Annotated in this window: 16 protein-coding genes; 8 read left to right on the top strand and 8 right to left on the bottom strand. The window is 64.2% G+C overall.

The window, feature by feature from the left end:
• From GPT33_RS09375 to GPT33_RS09365, 3 genes are all read left to right on the top strand, one after another.
• Positions 1 to 496: hypothetical protein (locus GPT33_RS09375; RefSeq protein WP_296807838.1), on the top strand; the 496-nt coding region annotated here is incomplete at its 5' end.
• Between the two features lie 19 nt (positions 497 to 515).
• Positions 516 to 2249 (top strand): hypothetical protein, encoded by a 1734-nt coding sequence (locus GPT33_RS09370; RefSeq protein ID WP_296807833.1) that lies wholly within the window; start codon positions 516 to 518, stop codon positions 2247 to 2249.
• A 136-nt stretch (positions 2250 to 2385) separates the two neighbouring features.
• Positions 2386 to 2904 (top strand): SRPBCC family protein, encoded by a 519-nt coding sequence (locus tag GPT33_RS09365; RefSeq protein ID WP_296807830.1) that lies wholly within the window; start codon positions 2386 to 2388, stop codon positions 2902 to 2904.
• 12 nt (positions 2905 to 2916) lie between these two features.
• Here the strand turns inward: GPT33_RS09365 and GPT33_RS09360 are convergent, their stop codons facing one another.
• Entirely contained in the window at positions 2917 to 5232 is a 2316-nt protein-coding gene (locus GPT33_RS09360; RefSeq protein ID WP_296807826.1) for a 2OG-Fe(II) oxygenase, read from the bottom strand.
• Between the two features lie 304 nt (positions 5233 to 5536).
• Between GPT33_RS09360 and GPT33_RS09355 the strand changes: the two genes are divergently transcribed.
• The 4 genes from GPT33_RS09355 to zapE all read left to right on the top strand — a co-directional run bounded on the left by GPT33_RS09355 (position 5537) and on the right by zapE (position 9147).
• Positions 5537 to 6001 (top strand): cytochrome c, encoded by a 465-nt coding sequence (locus GPT33_RS09355; RefSeq protein ID WP_296807823.1) that lies wholly within the window; start codon positions 5537 to 5539, stop codon positions 5999 to 6001.
• A 76-nt stretch (positions 6002 to 6077) separates the two neighbouring features.
• Positions 6078 to 6857 (top strand): HAD family hydrolase, encoded by a 780-nt coding sequence (locus GPT33_RS09350; RefSeq protein ID WP_296807820.1) that lies wholly within the window; start codon positions 6078 to 6080, stop codon positions 6855 to 6857.
• A 76-nt stretch (positions 6858 to 6933) separates the two neighbouring features.
• A complete protein-coding gene (locus GPT33_RS09345; RefSeq protein WP_296807841.1) occupies positions 6934 to 8055 on the top strand; it encodes an aminotransferase class I/II-fold pyridoxal phosphate-dependent enzyme in 1122 nt (373 codons plus the stop codon).
• A 3-nt stretch (positions 8056 to 8058) separates the two neighbouring features.
• Positions 8059 to 9147 (top strand): cell division protein ZapE, encoded by a 1089-nt coding sequence (gene zapE / locus GPT33_RS09340; RefSeq protein WP_296807817.1) that lies wholly within the window; start codon positions 8059 to 8061, stop codon positions 9145 to 9147.
• A gap of 384 nt (positions 9148 to 9531) precedes the next feature.
• On the opposite strand, the gene GPT33_RS09335 is transcribed toward zapE, so the two are convergent.
• The 6 genes from GPT33_RS09335 to ettA all read right to left on the bottom strand — a co-directional run bounded on the left by GPT33_RS09335 (position 9532) and on the right by ettA (position 16949).
• Positions 9532 to 10467, bottom strand: coding sequence for a patatin-like phospholipase family protein (locus GPT33_RS09335; protein ID WP_296807816.1), 936 nt, complete (start codon positions 10465 to 10467; stop codon positions 9532 to 9534).
• 72 nt (positions 10468 to 10539) lie between these two features.
• Positions 10540 to 11217 carry a type 1 glutamine amidotransferase gene (locus GPT33_RS09330; RefSeq protein ID WP_296807813.1) on the bottom strand — a complete coding sequence of 226 codons (678 nt, stop codon included), beginning with the start codon at positions 11215 to 11217 and terminating at the stop codon, positions 10540 to 10542.
• Entirely contained in the window at positions 11199 to 12188 is a 990-nt protein-coding gene (locus tag GPT33_RS09325; protein WP_296807810.1) for an amidoligase family protein, read from the bottom strand. The genes GPT33_RS09330 and GPT33_RS09325 overlap by 19 nt, the downstream gene beginning before the upstream one ends.
• A gap of 83 nt (positions 12189 to 12271) precedes the next feature.
• Positions 12272 to 13168, bottom strand: a complete 897-nt coding sequence (locus GPT33_RS09320; protein ID WP_296807808.1) for an ATP-binding protein — start codon at positions 13166 to 13168, stop codon at positions 12272 to 12274.
• A gap of 36 nt (positions 13169 to 13204) precedes the next feature.
• Complete coding sequence (locus GPT33_RS09315; protein WP_296807805.1) at positions 13205 to 15253, bottom strand: EAL domain-containing protein; 2049 nt, start codon at positions 15251 to 15253, stop codon at positions 13205 to 13207.
• A 28-nt stretch (positions 15254 to 15281) separates the two neighbouring features.
• Positions 15282 to 16949 (bottom strand): energy-dependent translational throttle protein EttA, encoded by a 1668-nt coding sequence (gene ettA / locus GPT33_RS09310; protein WP_296807802.1) that lies wholly within the window; start codon positions 16947 to 16949, stop codon positions 15282 to 15284.
• A gap of 240 nt (positions 16950 to 17189) precedes the next feature.
• Here ettA and mobB point away from each other — a divergent pair, with 240 nt between their 5' ends.
• Positions 17190 to 17732, top strand: coding sequence for a molybdopterin-guanine dinucleotide biosynthesis protein B (gene mobB, locus GPT33_RS09305; RefSeq protein ID WP_296807800.1), 543 nt, complete (start codon positions 17190 to 17192; stop codon positions 17730 to 17732).
• A gap of 99 nt (positions 17733 to 17831) precedes the next feature.
• Here mobB and GPT33_RS09300 read toward each other — a convergent pair whose 3' ends face one another.
• Positions 17832 to 18665 carry a class I SAM-dependent methyltransferase gene (locus GPT33_RS09300; protein WP_296807797.1) on the bottom strand — a complete coding sequence of 278 codons (834 nt, stop codon included), beginning with the start codon at positions 18663 to 18665 and terminating at the stop codon, positions 17832 to 17834.
• Positions 18666 to 18897: the final 232 nt, after the last annotated feature.

Below are 18897 nucleotides of genomic sequence, written 5' to 3'. Positions count from 1 at the left end.
GCTGGCGGCCTGTATCGCGGACCCCGGCTTCATGGAGCTGCTGGGGTCGACGAATAAGATGCTCGCCGATCTGCCGGCCGAGGCGCTTGAGGACCCACGCCACGCGGATCCGGCGCTCTTTGCACCCTACATGGCTCGCATCGCGGCAACGCCCGCCCTGCGGTGGAAGATTGTCCAGCGTGCCTTCTGGGTCCACGGCATCGACTCGCTCCCCGAGTATCTGGAGATCGCGCGCCTCTACAGCAATCGGCAGGCGGTACGGTCGATCCGTTGTCCGGTGTTCGTTGCTTGGGAGGAGGACGACGCCTTGGCGGCGTCGGCAGACGGGGTCTACGCTGCCCTTGAAGGCCCGAAGACTCTCGCGCGCTTTCTCGCGGCCGAAGGCGCCGGCGATCATTGCGCGATGCTGGGACGATCGCTCTTTCATCAGCGGATGTTCGACTGGCTCGACGGCGTGCTCGCTGATGGCCTCGCGGCGTCGCGCGTTGTCACCTAGGCTCAACCTGCGAGGTACCATGCACCGAAATTCAACGAAACTCCGAATCGTTGCGGCTGCGGCCATCCTGCTTGTCCTTGGCCTACCGTTGCCTTCAGTGGCTCAAGACCCGACGCCCGACGCTCTTCCGGACGGATCCCGACCCGAGTCATCCCCCTTCGCGACGCCGTTCGAGACGCAGGACACCGCGTCGCTCCAGTCGCTCGAAGCACTGCACAAGGCATTGTCGAGCCAAGAACAACAGGTGGCGGAGACGCAGCGCCGGCTGATTGCGGCCGAGGATGATGTGACCAGGCAAGCGCTCGGCGATGATCTTCGCGAGCTCCGAGAACAGCTCAAGGAGCAGCGCCTTCAGTTCGAGCGGTTCGCATTGGAGATCGATCTTCGACCTTTCATCGACGAGGTCGATCAGCCCTTTGATTGGCAAGAAGAGCTCAGCAGTCTGCTCAAGCCGATCCTCGCCGAGTTGGAAAGTGCGACCGCCGAATCCCGCGCCATCGGCGAGCTGCGAGCCGAGCTCAATCAGGTCGAGGAGCGCAAGGCGTTGGCCGAGAAAGCGGTCGAGCGCTTGGAGCGTCTCCTCGCAGAGGGGCCATCCGACGAGCTCGGAGGGCGGCTGGAAGAACGCCTCGCCCACTGGCAGCGCGTCGCCGACGATACCGCAAACCGCTACACCGCGCTCGATATCCAGCTTGGGAATCGGCTCGCGCAGCGCCAATCCGTTTTCGACGAAACAACCAATTACGCCAAGCGCTTTTTTCAGACCCGCGGACTGAATCTTCTCCTGGCCGTCGGTGCCTTCGCTGCGGTGTTCTTCGGAGTGCGATTCCTGTCGTCGTTGCTGGGTCGACTCCAGGCATCGAAAGGCGGCGCGGGGACGGCAGGAACGAAGTTCAGCAGTCGTCTGACCGCGTTGCTGTTGCATGTCTTCAGCGTGCTGGGCGGTTTGATCGCGATGATGTTGGTGTTCAACATGGCGGGCGATTGGTTCATGCTCGGCATCATCGTCATCTTCCTGATCGGCGTCGCCTGGGCCAGCATCAAGACGCTTCCGAGCCAGGTCGAAACCGTGCGGTTGGTCCTGAACATCGGCGCGGTCCGAGAGGGTGAGCGCATCCGTTTCAACGGTCTGCCCTATCAGGTCGAGATGCTCGGCTTCAGGGTTCGCTTGGCCAATCCGCGGCTCGACGGCGGGCTCCAAGAGATTCCGGTGAATGCGTTGGTCGGACTCTATTCCCGACCCGCCGGAGCAGAGGAGGAGTGGTTCCCGACCCGAACCGGTGACTGGGTCGAGCTCGCGGACGGACGCGTGGGGCAGGTGTCGCGACAGAGCCCGAGCGCCGTGCATCTCAGGGAGATCGGTGGCGAGGATGTCGTCTACCCGACCGACGTCTTTGTTGGTCTGAATCCGCGCCGGCTGTCCGAGGGTTTTCGAATCGTCTCGACCTTCGGGATCGATTATCGGCACCAGGGGATCGCGACCACCGAGGTGCCCGAACGGATGCGCGAGAGACTTGAGCAGGGACTAACCGACGTGGTTCCGCGCGAGCACATCAAGGCGGTTGCGGTCCATTTTCAGTCGGCCGCGGCCTCGTCGCTCGATTACGAAATCCACGTCGATGCGGCAGGCGAGGCCGCACCCCATACGCCTCTGATCCGCCACGCCATCCAGCGCATCCTGGTCGATGCCTGCAACGACAACGGCTGGGAGATCCCCTTCACTCAGATCACCCTGCATCAGGCGCCGGGCTGAGGTTGGATTCGATGGACGTATCGGCGAGGTTCAGGTCAAGCCCCGGGCGAGCCCCGGATTCTGACCCTGGTTTCTCCGGCTCATGACGACCCGAGCCGGGCGCATTAATGACTGAGTTGGAGGCGCTGGAGGCCCCATGGCGGACTATCACTTGCTGGCGATCTGGCGTATCGAAGCACCGCTTGAGCAAGTGTACCTCGTCATCCAGAATACCCTGTGCTGGCCTGAGTGGTGGCCAGGCGTTCAGAAGGTCGAGCAGGTGCAAGCCGGGGATGCCGACGGCATCGACAATATACGTCGCTACTACTGGAAAGGGACGTTGCCTTATCGGATGGTGTTCGAGGTACGAGCGACCCGTATCGAAAATCTGGAGGTCATCGAGGGTACTGCCGAGGGTGACCTTGAAGGGATCGGCCGTTGGCGTTTCGCTCGGCAAGGCGCGTTGAGCATCGTTCAGTACGAGTGGCATGTCCGCAGCACACGGTGGTGGATGAACCTGATTGCCCCGTTCGCCCGTGCGCTGTTCATTCGAAACCATACGCGAATCATGGCGCAGGGCGCAGAGGGGTTGGCGCGGCGACTCGGTGTGCGCCTGGTGAGCCAGGAAAGTGTCGATTTGATGGCAGATGATGTCCCGTCGCGGGGGGCCATCTAACCGAACCCATCGTCAGGTCTCGGGGAGTCCACCGAGTTGCGTCAAATGGGCCGAGTCGTCTTCTCTCTGCACGACCCGGCGCAGATAGCTGGCTTGGTTTTTCGTGCAGCGCAGGGTGTGCGGATTGCCGCGTCGTTCGGTGTCGAGATCCAGGTCGCAGCAATCGGTTCGCACCGAGTCCGCGACATGATCGCGATGGCGTTGAGCGGCTCGGAAGGCCCATTCCGGTCGGGTCGGATCGGCGAGGAAGCGGCTGAGCTCTTGGCAGTTGGCGCAGGTGCAGGTCACTTGGCTGGCCCGTTGCCAGTCGGACGGGGGTTCCAAGGGTTCGGCGATGCGTCGGCGCAGGTGTGCGAGCGCCAGCCCACGCAAGGCTTGTGCGGAGGGGAGCGAGCGGGTTGTCTCGTCGGCGTGCAAGGTTAGGGCTGCGGGCACGAGGATGCGGTCGATATCGTAGCGGTCGGGATGCTTCAAGAGATGCTCGAAGGCCCGTCGCGCCAGATCGGGGTCGATGTGCTCGAGACCGCTCAGGAGATTCGCCACCATGGCATCGGTTGGCTCGGTACCCGTCGATGCGTTGAGATACCGGTAGGCATCGACAGGGGATTGCGTGGCGCGTCGGCCGGGGAGGGCTTGCACGAGTGCGTCGGCGGCCCGGCGCAAGGTTTTGGCTGTCCCGGTTCCGGTCTCGATGATCCGGTTCGCGGCGCGTGCGAGCAGATCGGCGCAGGCGACCGGATGGGCCCTCGCGTTCCCGGCGATGATGTCGTGGATCAGCCGCTGTGCACGCTCGGGCGTGAGGGCGGTCAGCGCCTCGACGAGTGCGGGATTGTCGGTTTCACCGTAAGCTCCGGCCGCGATCGGTCCGCCTGCAAAGGCGTCAATCTCGGCAAGGTCGCCCAAGGCCGTGAGGTGCTGCAAGTAGGCCGCCGCGACGCCGTCCGCGCTGGCCCTGCGTCGGACCCAGTCCGCCTCGGGCCAATCGATGCGAATCCGTTCAGCGAGCAGGTGTGCCTCCTCCCGGAGCGGCGCCCGAGGATCGGCACCGGCCTCTTGCCATTGCCGGACCAGCTCGCCGAGGAATGGAACGCTGACCTCCAGTCCGCCTTGGCTGAGGACCGCAGCGCGATGCGTGCGCGGCCAGACGACGAGGGCGGCGCGCTGATAGAGTCGATCGAAGCTCGCTCCTTCGTTGCCGGTGGCCTCCTGAAACTCAAGCTCGTCCGGCTCCAGGTCGTCGAAGGCGCCGGGCGGGGAGAGTTCTTCCAGCTCGAAGGGCAACGGCCCCAAATCCGGATGGCTGCCGTCGGGATGGCGCCAGGTGTCGACGATCTGCTGGCTTTCGTTGACCTCGCCGATCTCGAATTCGTCCTCGTCGTGACGACCCCAGTAACCGCCTCCGGTGTGTTCCGCCCAGCCGGACTCTTCGATCGAGACCAGTGCGAGATAGACGTCGCAATCGGCCTCCCGCGCAGCGCCAACCAGGAGACCCGCGGCGGCCGCATCGGCGCCCTTCAGCCGGTCGAACCCGATCTCGGCGGGGGTGTAGGCGTGCTCCAGCGGATAGATGAGTTTCGTGAGGGTCGGCTCGTCCGACCCGCCCGCCGCGGGCGTGCCCCAGGCCTGCAGCAGCTTGACCGCCCATTGGTGCTCGCGATCATAGTCCGGCGGTCCGAGGGGCTGATCCTCTTCGGTGCGGATGAGGTTGTAGATGAGCGCCAGTCGATACCCCGAGACGACGGGCAGGACCTCGTGGAGACAGTCCGCATAGAAGGCCGCGAAAGCGACCTCGGAGGGTTCGTCCCGACGCAGATCCAGGCGCACCTCGCGACCCCGATGACGCACCAGTAGCTCGCCGCCGCGGTGCTCCGAAGGCAGGACGACCACCAGCGTGGCGAACATGCCGGGCGCCTTCTCGCTGTCGCGGTGGCTGATGAAGAAGCTGCCGGTGTCGTAGACCAGCAGTTTGTAAAGCTCGGCCGAAACCGCGCCGTTCACGCCGAGTCCGGACTTTGCTTGGGCGACCATGGTCTCCAGATCCTGCGCCCACGCCTTGCCCGAGATCTGCACCCGCGCCCCGTCGATCTGCCAGGTCCGGCGCACGCCGGTGTCGACCAGGGTCTCGGTGCCGCGCCCGTATGGGGCCTGCTCCGCTTGGGCGACAAGCGCCTCCGCCTGCGTGGCCATGAGCGGAAGCGACAGGGTGCCCACGCCCTCGACCTGGATGCGCGGCGGATGCATGTCGACGGTGCCGGTCGCGTGGAAGTCGCCGGGCCGTTCGACCTCGCCGAGAAGTGTCGCCAGTGATCGGGTGAGTTGAACGCTCATGGAACCCCATTGAAATAGATCGGATCGCCGCCTCGGATGCCTGCCTTCGGTGCGGATCGGAACAGGTCGAGAACCGATCGGGATCTTGCCACCGATCGTATCGGGTTTCATCACTCGCGCGACCCACTCCGAGCGCTTCGCTCGGGTTCGCTCGGGGTGGCAAGCCGACGAGCATGGGTTATCATTCGGCGGCCTTTCATGCTCGGACAGCAGCGTCGGTCGAGAGGCGGGGCACTGGATTTTGCCGCCGAGCTCCCCAACGTTGCACCGGGCGGGGAAATCAAACCAACATGGAGACTGTCGAATGAACCGAATCCTAGCCAGCACCGTCCTCGGGATCGCCGCCCTGGGTATCGCCAGCACGGCACTTGCCGATCTCAAGCCCGAGGAGCAGATCCAGTACCGCCAGGCCGGTTACAGCTTCATGAGCTGGAACATGGGCAAGATTAAGTCGAATCTGGAGGGCGACTATAACGCGGAGCAGGTTGCCGCCGCCGCGAATGCGATCGCCGCCATCGCCAATTCCGGCATGGGTGCGCTCTTCGGGCCAGGCACCGAAAAGGATGTGGGCAACGTCAAGACTCGGGTCAAGCCGGAATTGTTCGCGAACATGGAAGACGTCGGAACCATCGCTGGGAACTTCGTAGCGGCGGCCGACAATCTTGCCAAGGTTGCCGCCTCCGGAGATCAAGTCGAAGTCTCGAACGCCTTCGGCAAACTCGGGGAAACCTGTAAGGCGTGTCACGATGAGTACCGTATGAAGGACTGATCCGCGATCGTCCGTGATTAGCGATGAGGCCGTCCGGTTGGGCGGCCTTTTTCATGATGCCCGCGGAGGGCTAACGATGCTTGGCTTCAAGGCACTGATCTTCGACGTCGACGGTACGCTCGCCGACACCGAGCGAGACGGACATCGCCCCGCCTTCAACGCCGCCTTCGCCGAGGCCGGTTTGGATTGGCTCTGGGACGCGGAGCGTTACGGCGAGCTGCTGCGGGTCACCGGCGGAAAGGAGCGGATTGCGACCTACATCGCGGAGGAGGGGATCGCTCTCGATCCGTCGCTCGACGCGGCGGATATGATTGCCGGTCTACATCGCGCGAAGACCCGCCACTACGTCTCGTTGCTCGAAGGCGGCGCCATCCCGCTGCGACCGGGTGTACTGCGCCTGTTGCGCGAGGCGCGCGATGCCGGCGTACGCCTGGCGATTGCGACCACGACCACACCCGAGAACGTCAGCGTGCTGCTCGACAACGCCGGCGAGCCGGGTCTACGGGATTGGTTCGAGGTGATCGCTGCCGGCGATGTCGTGCCGGCGAAGAAGCCTGCACCGGACATCTTTCTGCTCGCGCTATCCGAGCTCGGGCTGGACGCGACCGATTGCGTTGCGGTGGAGGACTCGGACAACGGGGTTCGCTCCGCCCTGGGCGCCGGCTTGCGAGCCCTTTTGGTGACGGTGAACGACTACACGGCCGGACAGGACCTGAGCGACGCCCCGCTGGTGGTCGATCAACTCGGGGAGCCGGATCGTCCCGCACGCGCCCTCATCGGTGACTTGGGCGACCGCCGGATGGTGGACCTCGAGACGCTCGATCGGTTGCATCGAGCCGCCTTCGGTCGGGTCTGAGCCGAGCCGCGTGCTACCGACCACTTCAGCCACCCGCTTGTCCGGGCAAGCCCGTCGCGTGGAGCCCTTCCATGTCATGCGCCTGCTCGCGCGGGCCGGCGAGCTCGAGGCGCTCGGCCGCTCCATCATTCACATGGAGGTCGGTGAGCCTGACTTCCCGACCCCCGGCCCCATCCTGGAGGCCGGCCAACGCGCCTTGGCCGACGGCCGCACGCGCTATACCTCGGCCGGCGGGCTGCCCGCGCTACGCGGGGCGATCGGCGCCTATTACGCCGATCGCTACGACACCCCGGTCGACCCCGAAAGGATCTTGATCACGCCGGGTGCCTCGGGTGCCCTTCAGCTCGTGTTTCTCGCCCTGCTTGATCCAGGCGATCACGTGCTTATCTGCGACCCGTCCTACCCTTGCTACCGACAGGTACTGCAACTCATGGGGGTCGAGCCGATCGCCGTCCCCGTGGGTCCGGATACCGATTATCAGATGACGGTCGCGCTGGCCGAGTCCGCGTGGACCCCGAGCGTGCGCGCGATCGTCGTCGCATCGCCGTCCAATCCGACCGGTGCATCGATCGCGCCCGACATGCTGAGTGAGCTCCATGCCTTCTGTCGAGACCGCGGCACGGCACTTGTTGTCGACGAGATCTACCAGGGCCTGACTTACGATGTGCCGGATCGCACCGCGCTTGCGCTTGGTTCGAGCGATCTCTATGTGATCAACAGTTTCTCGAAATACTTCGGAATGACCGGCTGGCGCCTCGGCTGGCTGGCAGGACCCGAGGACGCGGTCGAAGTCATGGAGCGGATGGCGCAGAATCTCTTCATTGCCGCCAACACGCCCGCACAGTGCGCCGCTTTGGCGGCTTTCGATCCGGCGACCATCGAGATCCTCGAGACACGCCGTCTGGCGTTTCAGAGGCGGCGCGACCGGCTGCTGCCCGCGCTGCGCGCTCTTGGGTTCGGGATCCCGGTGCAGCCGAGCGGTGCTTTCTACCTTTACGCCCGGTTGCCCGAGGGCATGGCGCTCGACTCCATGACCTTCACCGGCCGAATGCTGGAAGAAGCCGGTGTCGCTCTGACGCCCGGTGATGACTTCGGCCGTCACGACGCGGCGCGCCATGTCCGCTTCGCCTACACGCGCGAGATCAAGGATCTCGACGAAGGCGTCCGGCGGATCCGCGACTGGCTGCCGAGCGTCTGACCCATGGCCGATTTCAAACCGCTGGATGCCGCCCAGCGCGAGGCCGGCGAGTTGCTTCTCGGGCTGCACGAAACGCTTCTGCGAACGCCGCAGCGCCAAGGCGGCCGGGGCCTTCTCGGGCGCGGTCTGATCGGGCGTCTGGCCGGTCGGCAACGCGGCCCGGCGACGCCGATCCCGGGCATCTATCTCTGGGGCGGTGTCGGGCGCGGCAAGACCTACCTGATGGACTGGTTCGTTCAGGATCTCGCGCTGCCGGGCAAGCGCCGCATCCATTTTCATCACTTCATGCGCGACGTGCATGATCGGATGTCGCGTCTTCCCAAGCAGCCCGATCCGCTCGAGGTGATCGCAGAAGGACTCTGCGAGGAGGTCCGAGTTCTCTGTCTCGACGAGTTCCTCGTGACCGACATCACGGACGCCATGCTGCTCCACGGGCTCCTCGGTGCGCTCTTTGCTCGCGGTCTCACGCTGGTCACCACCGCCAACACCCAACCCGACGATCTCTACCGCAACGGTCTGCAACGCGGGAATTTCCTGCCCGCCATCGCGCTGCTCAAGCGCCATACCCGGGTCTTCGAGCTCGACGGCGGCCATGACTACCGCTTGCGTGCACTGACCCAGAGCGGAGTCTTCTTCGTCGTCGAGGATGCCGGCCCGGACGAAACAGAGCGGCGTCTGACGGACTCTTTCGATCGTCTGACCGGCGGGCATCAAGGCGGATCGGATGCCTTCTCGGTTAACGGCCGGACCTTTCCGGTGCGTCGACAGGCAGCGGACGTGATCTGGTTCGATTTCGACGCACTTTGCGGGAGCCCTCGGTCCGCGGCGGATTACATCGAGATCGCACGCGAGTTTCACACCGTGCTGTTGTCCGGCGTGCCGATCTTGGGGCCGGAGCACGAAGCGGCCGCGCGGCGTTTCCTGCATTTGGTCGACGAGTTCTACGACCAACGCGTCAAGCTCATCCTCTCGACCGCCGCCCCCATCGATCGACTTTACTCGGGCGGACTGATCGATTTTGCCCACGAGCGGCTGCTCAGCCGTCTCATGGAGATGCAGTCCGAGACCTATCTCGCCGCGCCTTCGGAGTGAGCACCCGGGATCGATGCCGGCGGGGTTGTCGGAGCGCTGTCGAGCGGTCACTATGGGTTTTGGTCGGCCGATCGGGTCGATCGCCGGAGCGAGGAGAGCGAAAACCTGTGCGATTCATCCCCAACATCGGTGCGAGGTGCAGGCGTCGCCGCCGTGACATCTACGCGGCGTCGGTGTCTGTGGCCCTCGGCGTTTTCGGCGGTCCCCCGAGCATTGCGGAACCCCTCCGCCGCTGGATGAATGGCTGAAGCAATGGTCGGCGCGCGGCGTACCCGATGCATCATGCGATGGTGACCCTTTCGGAGAGGTAGACGTCCTGGACGGCGTGCAGCCGTCGGTGATGATGTGCCTCCTGTCTCGCGTGCGATGCGCCGCGAGTCAAGCCTAGGTTGCGGCCGAACCCATGGCGTCGTCGGTCAGGCGATAGCCCAGCGCGATGAGTTCTTTCGCCCGGTGGAATTCGTGCGCAGCGCAGGCATCGCGCGGGACGTTGATCACGACGTCCGGCCGATAGGCCGCGAGTTTGACCGCCGCTATCGCATTCTGCATCGTCTCGAAGGAGCGTAGCGTGAGGTCGAACACGCCGATCTGCTCCTCTTCGCGTCCCGTCAAACTCTCGCCGATGTCCTCCAAGAATTGACGAATTCGCTCCTGATAGCTCGGCTGGCTCGATGTCTCTCCGTCCGGGTTGATCGAAGCCGGTGTGTCGTCCCGGAGCTTGGCGCGGGTATCCTCATCGACGGACTCGTCTGCGTTCGGCGTTTGTGCATTGAGATTGACGGCAACCGTCAAGTCGGTGAAGTCGCGGAAGGTCGGCGCGATCGGCACCGGGTTGAGCAGACCTCCGTCGACCAGCGTCAGCCCGCGATACCGGTGCGGGGTAAAGACGCCGGGCACGGCGATCGATGCGCGAATGGCATCGAAGAGCGGCCCATCCGAGATCCAGACCTCGCGTTGTCGGTCGATGTCGGTGGCGACGGCGGTAAAGCTCATACCCAGCTCTTCGATCGAGTGCTCGCCGACCATCGAGCGCAATGTATCGATGATCCGGTCGCCCTTGATCAGACCCGCTCCGCTGAAGGCGAGATCCACGAAACGCAGGACGTCGCCGCGGCTCAGCGCGCACACCCAGCGCTTGTAGGCATCGAGCTCGCCGGCTGCATAGATCCCGCCGACCAGGGCGCCCATCGAGGCACCACTGATGGAGCCGATCCGGTAGCCGTGCTCGGTCAGCCACTCGATGATTCCGATATGCGCGATCCCGCGGGCACCGCCGCTGCCGAGTGCCAACGATATGGTTTTGGGTTCTCGCCGAGCCATGTGAGGTCACCGCCGTTGCTATGGATGCCGGGACCGCGCGCCCGGGGAAGCGTATCGCAAAAGAGGATTCGGTCAGGACAGGGCGCGCGCATGTCCGACGAGCGCGCGGAACAGGGCACGCTGACGCGACACATAGATCAGAAACTCCGGATGCCATTGCACGCCGACCAAAAACTCCGCCTGCGGATCTTCGATCGCCTGGACGATGCCGTCGAGATCTCGACCGCTGACGCGCAAACCGTCCCCGAGTCGGTCGATGGCTTGGTTGTGCAGGCTGTTGATGCGCCGGCGCCCGGGACCCAGAAGGCGGCCGATCACCGTGGCCGCGTCATCCACGCAGAGGGTCTTCAGTGGAAGGATCGTCCAGCGATGAGAGGTCTTGTACCGATGCGAGTGCAGGTCCTGGAACAAGGATCCGCCACGGCAGACATTGAGCAATTGCGCACCCCGGCAGATCCCGAGCAACGGTAAACCGCGGTCGAGCGCATCCCGGATCACCTCGGTTTCGAGCGCGTCGCGTGCCCTGTCGTAATTCGGCTCGACCTCGGGCTCGGCGGCGTAGAGCACGGGCTCGACATCGTGACCGCCCGTCACCACCACGCCCTGGTAGGTCAAGGTCTTCGGGGCGTCGCCCGGGCGAACCTGCAGCGGCCGCCCGCCGTAGAGGCGCACCGCGAGGGCAACCAGCAGGCGAGGACCGAAGGCGCCGCGCGCGGGTCCGGTGATCGCGATTACCGGAGGTCCAGCCACTCGGCCTCCAGGACGTCTTTCCACGTCTCGAGCCAGCGCTCGAGTGGACGATCGAGAAAGGCGCGATAGGCCGCGCAGCAGCCGTTCAGACGTGTCTCGTCCGCGGCCAAGCGTTCTACCTCCACCCAGTCGTTCCAGGCGTGGTGCAAACCCCAGCCCGGTTTGTGGATCTCGCAATCGGGCAGACGGTAATGAAAGGTGGGCCGCGCCTTCACAAGCGGATCCTCCGTGACCTTGCGCACACGCGCCTCGTCGAGAAAGAGAAACAGCGGCAGCATGTCGAGCATGCGGTTGCGGGTCGGGTTCTCGGCAAGGTAGTCGTCGATCAGCACCGACAGATCGGGCCGGTAGTCGGGCGCGATCACCTTGCGGATGTAGCCCGGCGGGAAGGGATCGACATAGCGCGTGACCCTTCGCGTGAGATTGATGTCCGCACGCGCGACCAGCCAGTCCGACAGACACAGGAACGCCTTCAAACAGGCCGTGAGGGTGTCCGGATCGGTGCCGGGCACCTCCGGATTGAACTGCATGCCGAAGGCGTTGACGAAGCTGTCGGAGGTGCCTTTGGCACCCGCCTCGCGCAGGTGAACGATGAGCCCTTCGACCTCCCCGAGCCGCTCCAGCGGCAGCGGCGGGCCGACCACCTCAACGGGAACGATCGCCTCGGCGGCCCAGGCGAGGACATCTTCTGCTGCCCGACCGATTTCGCCCTCCAAGGTGTCCTCGGCGCGGGTTTCGCGGCCGAGCCGTTTGAGCAGGTCATAGTCAAGCTCGACGATCCAGTCGCCGGCCGGATCGCCTTCGAGCACGCGCTCGTAACGTCCGCGCGATCTGATCTCGAGTGCGAAAAAGTCGGCCACGCATGCGGCCAGCGCATCGAGCTCGAGCCCGCTCATTTCCAACTCGACGCCGACCCTCCGCATTGTACCCTGGGCGTTCTTCAGCCACGGAGGCTGCTTCAACTGGCTCATCACTTCACCTGTGTCTCTGCGAATGATCGCATCGAAAGCGCTTCATCCTCGCCGGGAGCGCCGATGGCCGATTCGTCGTGCGGTCAATCGCGCCCGGACCAATCGCGTGCAAACTGCCAGGCCGTGCGACCGCTGCGCGAGCCGCGGCGCAAGGCCCACTGGAGTGCAGCCCGCTCGAGCATCTCGCGCGCCTCGGGTGCAGCGACTTCGGATGCATCGCCGAAGCGGGCGAGCCAGTGGCGGACGAGGGCAAGGTACTGGGCCTGGCTGAATGGGTGAAAGGCGATCCAGAGTCCGAACCGATCGGAGAGCGAGATCTTCTCCTCGACCGCTTCCCCGTGATGCAGCTCGCCATCGACGAAACGGGCCTCCCGGTTCTCGGACTGGAGCTCCGGCAGCAGATGCCGGCGGTTGGAGGTAGCGTAGATGAGCAGGTTCTCCGGCGTTGCCGTAATCGATCCGTCCAAGGCGGCCTTGAGCGCCTTGTAGCCGGATTCGCTGGCCTCGAAGGAGAGGTCGTCACAGAAAAGAATGAAGCGTTCCGGGCGGTCGCGAATCAGTTCCAGGATCTCGGGCAGTTGAATCAGGTCATCCTTGTCGACCTCGATCAGACGCAATCCGCGGTCGCGCATCGCGTTGAAGACTGCCTTGATCAGCGAGGATTTGCCGGTCCCGCGTGAACCCCACAGCAAGACATTGTTGGCCCCGCGACCGGCGAGGAACTGCGCGGTGTTGCGCTCGATCTCGGTCTTCTGTCGATCCAGACAGAGCAGGTCGTCGAGGTCGATCCTATGCGGAGCGGGTACCGCCTGCAACCAGCCGCGATCGCCGCGGCGGCGCCACCGAAAGGCGTGGGCGGTCCAGTCCGGGGCATCGGTACCGGCCGGAAGCAGGGTCGCGAGACGCTCTAAAAGGGTCTCTACGCGTTGGAGGAGTCGTTTCTTGGCACCCATCTCGCTATCCGTCCTGTTCGATGACATCCGGGGCTCGGCGGATCGCCTCGCTGCGCGCAGGCATCAAAGCGCGATCGAGCCAGGCAGGACATCCGCCGGAGTCTGCACGGCTGCATTCTGTCTCAAGGCGCGATGCAGCCGAAGATCCTCCAACCGCAACGGCCGCCCGACCCCGAAGCCTTGGGCATAATCCACGCCCATCGTGCGAAGTCGCTCGACCAGCTCAGGGGTTTCGGCCCACTCGGCGATCGTCTTCATGCCCAACACATGTCCGATATGGTTGATGGAGGAGACGAGCGCGCGATCGACGGGGTCGGTCTCCAGATTGCGCACGAAGCTCCCGTCGATCTTGAGATAGTCCACCGGCAGGAACTTCAGATAGGCATAGGAGGCGAAGCCCGTTCCGAAATCGTCGACCGCGAAGGATGTCCCGAGTGCTTGCATCTCCTGCATGAAGGTCCGTGCGCGGCGCAAATCCGCCACGGCGGCGGTCTCGGTGATCTCGAAGCAGATGCTGGCGTAGGGGATCTCGTACTCGGAGAACTGACGTTTGAGATACGCGGTGAAGCCGTCGTCCATCAGCGTGGTTCCGGACAGATTGATCGCCAGCATGAAGCGATCCGGAACCGCCTCGTGCCAAGCGGCAAGTTGCTCGGACTGGTGCGAGAAGACATGCGTGACGATCCATCGGTCGATCGTCGGCATGAGGATGTGACGCTCGGCCGCCGCGATGAAGGTCTCCGGCACCACGGCCTCGCCCTTCTCGTCCTGCATCCGCGCCAGGATCTCGTAGTGGATCGGCTCATTGGTGCCTTTGAGCGATTGGATCGGCTGAGCCATGATCCGAAATCGCCCGTCGCTCAGCGCACGGCCGATGACGGGCAGGAGGGCCAGATCTCCGCGGTGGCGGATGCTCTCCGCATCGCGATGACCGTAAACATGGATCCGATCGCGACCCTGCTTCTTGGCGACACGGCAGGCGATATCGGCCTGTCCGAGCGCATCGACGGCGCCGACCTTCGCGGGATCGAACACGACCAAGCCGATGCTGAGCGTGATGTCGAATGAGCTTTCCTGCCAGGTGAAGAGAAAGTTGCGCGTCGTGCGAAGCAGATCTTCGCAGAGTTCCTTTGCCTGGTGTGCCGCATCGCCGACGAAGAGGGCGACGATCTCGTCTCCGCTCAAGCGGGCCAGAGCGGTTGCGGCACCCAACTTGGTCTGCACGATCTGCCCGAGCTGTTCGAGGACCTTATTGCCGGCGGCGTGACCGAACGTGTCGTTGATCACCTTGAATCGGTCGATATCGATCAAGCAGAGCGCGTGTTTGGGGTTCTCCTTGCCGCGCAGCGGCATGACGGCACCGAGGACGCGCTCGAAGGTCGGGCGGTTTTGGAGCCCCGTCAGCGGGTCGCGCTGCTCGAGAAACTCCATACGTTGCTCGCTGCGCTCGAGGTCGGTCATGTCCTCCGCGATCAGCATCCGGAAATCCTCGCCGTCGAGCGTCAGGGGTCGAGTCAGCACACGCATCGGGAACTGCCGATCGTCCGCTCGGACGCCGCGGAGGTGCAGCACGCGCGATCCGAGTCCGGGGCGCGCGCGGGTGCTCTCGATCACCTCCGACAGTCGCAGATCGGGAATCAGGATCTCGATCGGCAAGGCCAGGGTCTCTTCGCAGAGGCGGCCGAAGAGGATCTCGGCGGCCGGATTGAACAAGCGGATCCGGCCGTCGACGTCGGTCAAGATCACCCCGTGCGAGACGGTGCCGAGCAGGGCGCGCAAGGTCTCGCCGGCGGCGTCCAGATCGGCGAGGTCGTGGAGCTCTGCGCGTGCGAGTGAACGGAAACGCAAATAGAAGAGGGGTGCGATCGTCATCGTCGCGATCGCGACGCCCAGCGCCAAGGCCAGCGCGACCCCGAGCTCGGCGTGCTGCCGGCTCGAATCGTCAGCGATCGCCGACATCCGCTCGCGATAATCCCAGGCCACCAGGCCCAAGGTCAGGAGGCTGCCGCTCAGGGCGATCACAAAGCCCCGAGTGGCCGAGCGCGTGGAGGCGGGAACAACCCGATAGGGTCTCCAGGGATGCCGAATCAATCGGTTCGGACGGAGGCTCATGGTCGGGCGCAGACGGCCCCGTGGCCGTCTAGGCGCTGAGCCTCCGATACTTGAGTCGGTGCGGCTGATCCGCCTCGGTGCCCAAACGCCGATGCCGATCGGCCTCGTAATCGGCATAGTTGCCTTCGAACCAGGTCACTTGCGAGTCGCCCTCGAAGGCCAGAATGTGGGTCGCGATGCGATCCAGGAACCAGCGATCATGGCTGATCACCACCGCGCAGCCGGGGAAGGTCAACAGGGCCTCCTCGAGTGCGCGCAGTGTCTCCACGTCCAGGTCATTGGTGGGCTCGTCGAGCAGCAGGAGGTTGCCGCCGCTCTTCAAGAGCTTCGACAGATGCACCCGGTTGCGTTCCCCGCCGGAGAGATCGCCGATGCGCTTCTGTTGATCGGTGCTCTTGAAGTTGAAGCGGCTGCAGTAGGCGCGCGAGGACATCTCGTAGCGACCGACCACGATGTTGTCCGCCCCGTCGGAGATCTCCTCCCAGACGGTCTTGCTGTCGTCGAGCGAATCGCGGCTTTGATCGACATAGGCGATCTTCACCGTCTCGCCGATGCGCAGATTGCCGGCGTTGGGTGTCTCCTGCCCGGTCAGGATGCGGAAGAGCGTCGTCTTGCCGGCGCCATTCGGGCCGATGATGCCGACGATGCCGCCCTTGGGCAGGGTGAAGGAGAGGTTGTCGTAGAGCAGATTATCGCCGTACGCTTTTTTCAGCCCCTCGGCCTCGATCACCAGGTCGCCCAGACGGGGGCCCGGCGGGATATAGATCTCGTTGGTCTCGTTGCGGGACTGGAATTCCTGCGACTGCAGCTCGTCGAATCGGGCCATACGCGCCTTGCTCTTGGCGTGGCGGCCCTTCGGGTTGGAACGCACCCACTCCAACTCGTGCTTCATGGACTTGATGCGCGCCTGCTCCTGCTTCTGCTCCAGCTCCAGACGCTGCTCCTTCTGCTCCAGCCAGGAGGAATAGTTGCCCTCCCAGGGGATGCCGTGTCCACGGTCGAGCTCCAGGATCCAGCCCGCGACATTGTCCAGGAAATAACGGTCATGGGTGACGGCCACGACGGTGCCTGGATACTCATGCAGGAAGCGCTCGAGCCAGGCGACCGATTCGGCGTCCAGATGGTTGGTCGGCTCGTCAAGGAGCAGCATGTCCGGCTTGGACAGCAGCAGACGGCAGAGCGCGACACGGCGGCGCTCGCCGCCCGAGAGCCTAGTCACGTCTGCATCCCAGGGCGGAAGACGCAGTGCATCCGCGGCGACCTCTAGTGTGCGCTCCAAATTGTGCCCGTCGGTGGCCTCGATCAGGTTTTCGAGCTCGGCCTGCTCCTTGGCCAGAGCGTCGAAGTCCGCATCCGGCTCCGCATAGGCGGCATAGACCGCATCTAGCCGCTCCAAGGCCGCCGTGATGTGGCCGAGCGCCTCCTCGACATTGCCGCGCACGTCCTTGTTCGGATCGAGCCCCGGCTCCTGCGACAGGAAACCGATCTTGATGCCGGGCTGAGGGCGCGCCTCGCCCTCGATCTCGGTATCGAGACCGGCCATGATCTTCAGCAGGGTTGATTTACCCGAGCCGTTCAGACCGAGTACGCCGATCTTGGCGCCCGGGAAGAAGGACAGAGAGATATCGCGCAGGATGACGCGCTTGGGCGGCACGATCTTGCCGACCCGATTCATTGTAAAGATGTATTGAGCCATGGATTCGGGAGTCTTTTCTTCGGGACGATGTCGTCGAGGGACTGCATTTCGCGAGGAATGCGCGGTGGTGCGCTGCGTCGGTCGTGACCGGAACAGGGGCCGACCGCTTCTGCGTGACATTCTGCGCCGGCCTTCGAAAAATGTCCAAGGCGTGGACCGGACTCACGCGTTTAGAATGCGGGCAAACAGGCGCCCCCGAAGAGGCGATCCCGTTCCCGCTGTGCACCGAGGAGCAACCCGATGGTCGAGACAATCATTCCCGTGGTCGGCTTTGTCGCTCCGAGCGGGTCGGGCAAAACCACCTTGCTCCGGCAGGTCGTCGCCGTTCTCGGCGGTCGTGGTCTGCGCGTCGGCTACCTCAAACATGCACACCATCGCTTTGACCTGGACGTGCCCGGCAAGGACAGCTACGAGGTGCGCGAGGCCGGTGCGCATCAGACCCTGCTGGCCTCCAAGGCACGCTGGGCGTTGCAGGTCCAAAATCCGATGCAGGGCGAGGACCCGGATCTTCATCGGATGCTTGCGCGGTTCGAGCTCGACAGACTCGATCTGGTCCTCGTAGAAGGCTTTAAGCATGCGGACTATCCGAAGATCGAGGTCCATCGCCCGTCCACGGGGGAAGCGCCGCTCTATCCCGGTGATCCGAGCATCATTGCGGTAGCCACCGACGTTTCCCTCGCAGTCGAGTCACCGCTCGTCGTGCTCCCCCTCGACGATTACGAGACCGTCGCCGATTTTATCCTGTCGCGTCTCGAAAACGTCCGTTTGCGCATCGCATCCTGAGCATTTAGGGTTCCGATAGACCCCTAAGGCCGGAGCCCGGATCGCGACCACATTCCGGTCCGCGGGATGCACGGCGCCGTCATCGTCGCCCGACGGCGCTTACTTCTCCGCTGTGAGATAAGCGATCCACCCGGCGTCCGGCTCTCCGCTTTCGACCGGCACAAAGACGCCGTCCGGCTTGCCGTGGGCGTCCCACCCCTGCCAGTAGACCATCACTCGCGAAAAGCCGGCCGCCGCCAGCAACTCGCGGATCTCCGGCAATGTCCACAGCCGCCAATCGTAGCTGAAGGCAAGCGGCCACTCCGATCCATCGTCGAACCGAAAATGGATATGACACACCAGCCTGCCGGTCACGGGTTCGTACGCCGCTTGTTCCCAGATATAGGTGAAGCTGCCGCCCTGCGGGTCCGCTACCCGCCGCTCCTCTGTAAGTAGGCGAAAGGTGTCGTAACCACCAAAGGCATCGAGAAAAAAGATCCCACCCACAGCCAAGGTGTCGCGTACCCGTTCGAAATAGCGCAGCAGATGGCACCGGTCTGTGAGTAGCCAGTAGCTGCAATTCATCGCCAAGACGATATCGGGGGAGGGCGTCTCGACCTCGCGGACATCTCCCGCAATCAAGGCGACTCGCGCCCGTGCGGACGCGTCCAACGCCGCGAGATTATGATGCTCCCCCCAGGCCAGGACATCGGGGTCCAGGTCCACGCCCCGGGCCCGATTCCGTTTGCGCCGACTCACCCACTCGCAGCACACCGCGGCCGTCCCGCAAAAATCCTCGCGCAGCAGGCGAGCACTTCGCCCGCGCAGCTGCCGAAAGGTCCGGTCGACGAAATCAATCTCCGTTCGCGGGTTCTGGACAGCCAACTGATAAAGGCGGTAACGATCGGCAACATCGGCCAGCGCCGGATGCCCCGGGTCCTTTCGGGAAACCATGTTTCTGTGGATTCCTCCGGGTGGATTTCCGTGGGTGGATTTCGGAAAGGTCGTGGATTTCAGACAGGACATTCCCCTCGACGAGGCATCGCCCATCCAGACTTTTCGAGCCTGATTTGAACGCAATCCTGCCTTCCTGTATTCTACCGGGCTCGCGGGTCGTAGCCATGGCAATTGGAGAGCAATTCCCCTCTCGGCTCGATCGCGATTCCCCGTGGAGAGGTGTCCGAGT

It is taken from the genome of Thiocapsa sp. (genome assembly GCF_011390875.1).
In the GTDB taxonomy this organism is placed as follows: domain Bacteria; phylum Pseudomonadota; class Gammaproteobacteria; order Chromatiales; family Chromatiaceae; genus Thiocapsa.
This window is presented reverse-complemented; position numbering and strand designations above follow the sequence as displayed.